General features: G+C 29.3%; 1 protein-coding gene and 1 pseudogene. Both read right to left on the minus strand.

Translation table 11 applies throughout. The features are described from left to right. Positions 1 to 86: 86 nt before the first annotated feature. Positions 87 to 1,016: a DUF3307 domain-containing protein gene (locus tag VU18_RS16575; protein ID WP_047758594.1), complete on the minus strand. Its 930-nt coding sequence runs from the start codon at positions 1,014 to 1,016 to the stop codon at positions 87 to 89. A 547-nt stretch (positions 1,017 to 1,563) separates the two neighbouring features. Beyond that, a pseudogene (locus VU18_RS18215) lies at positions 1,564 to 1,878 on the minus strand (hypothetical protein); the annotation flags it as partial.

Here is a 1,878-nt window from a genome sequence, read left to right on the forward strand (position 1 = left end):
CAAAATTTTATACATCATCGTGAAAAGTCTGATCAATTTCTAACTTAACCATAGTTACTTCCTCAGTGTCAGGATCTTTAATTCCTTTATATGTACTTCATCCAAAAACGAAGCAATGCTCCTTGGTCTATTACCACATGTGTTATAAATACAAAAAATAAAGCAGCCAAATTAAAATAACCCATAAAAATAAAAGGAATTGCAATAACTGATAAAGAATAGATAGCGCAATGTACTAGTAAATAATACCAAGAATTTTGTTTTGATTTAGCTTGTTTATCGGATTGTAAAAGATAATCACCTATCTTATGGCCTAAATAAAGGTAAATAAACAATTCAACATTGACTGAAATACCGAAAAATCTAAAGTTTGTAACTTGAATAAAATTCGATATCAGTGAATAAACAATTAAAGTAGTAAGGAGTGCAATAAAGATTAAAAAGAAGAAAATTCCCTTATTTACCCTTTGTAACTTTATTAACCGTATAGCAGAAACTTTTTGTAATTCAATTGCCATCTCTTCAATGATCTGTTCATCTGTTAGCTGTTTAATATCCAAAATAAATTCTTTTGTTGGCTTACGAAGTTTTATTTTGGGATTTCGTCTAAAGAGGTCAAAAAAACTCATTTTATTATCTGTTGAAGATATAAAATAGTTTTCTTTTAGGTTAACTTCATTGAGTTTTAGATGTTCTACAGGAGAATTATTTGGTAAAAGTGTACGATAAACTAGTAAAAGGCTTAAAATAAAACAAATTGCCATTCCTAAGAGTATTAAAGTAATAAATAATATCTCCAAATGCCCCTCGTTCTTATAGAACTGACGAAGCCACTCTATCCATTTACTATAAGTACTAACTAACGCTGTGATAACTATAGACCACAATACGATTACAGCACTTGCTTTAGAATCAATAAATCGGATTGTATTTTGCGTATCATTAATCGCCTCTTTTAAAAATTCAAACTGTTTTTCTCTTTTAATACTATTTTCTAAGTTTTGATTACTACTCATATGTAGATCCCCTATTCAGCTATTGTTAAACAGACTAAAACTAGGACGAACCTAACATAGATTTTATCATAAAAGATAACATTTTTATCAATATTTCCTATTACTATTTTATCAATTGAATATTCTCTTACAATTCCTTTTTCACTTTTATAGACGATATACAGTTATGAATTTTGGCATTGATCTTTGCCCGTGCGTCTGTCTGATTTATTTTTGCAATTCTTCCCGACTCAAGTTAAGCGTAATTTCCTCTATTTCCATTTTTTATATTTATTCTTTAGCTAGGTATATAAATAGCATCACATTAAACATCGAGACAGATAAATGATTCACCAAAAAACAGCTATTGTACTCTTTTCGTTTATAATCAAAATAATTAGTTAAGAGCCTATGTAATAAAAAACGATCCCTACGTTATCTTGCAGAAAATATAAGGTCGTTTAGAATTGGGAAAGAAAACTAGACATTAAGTTAATCTAAAATGTTATATGCCCATTTCTTGATTATTAACCCTATATCACCAAGATTACGTAAGAACCATTTTTATTTAGCAATTGTAACTTTCTATTAATTTATCAATTTTAGACATAGTTTCGATTGATGCTTTGTGCAGATTAGCCATTTCCATAACCTTGCTCTTAGAAACATGCATTCCTTGTTTTTTTATCATTTCAATTGCCCATTTTGCCCTTCTTAACTGAAATTGCTCGACACTTTCAAGTTTTGACAGAATATACTGTTTAGTCTCCGGCATTTTTTCCAACTTTGATTTTAATCCTGAAATACCTGCTTCTTGCGCAATTCGATAGAGTGTTACTCGGATAGGCTTTTCTTCATTTAGAATTTTCTCTATAGCTTTCTT

The organism is Geobacillus sp. ZGt-1 (genome assembly GCF_001026865.1).
Lineage (GTDB): Bacteria > Bacillota > Bacilli > Bacillales > Anoxybacillaceae > Geobacillus > Geobacillus thermoleovorans.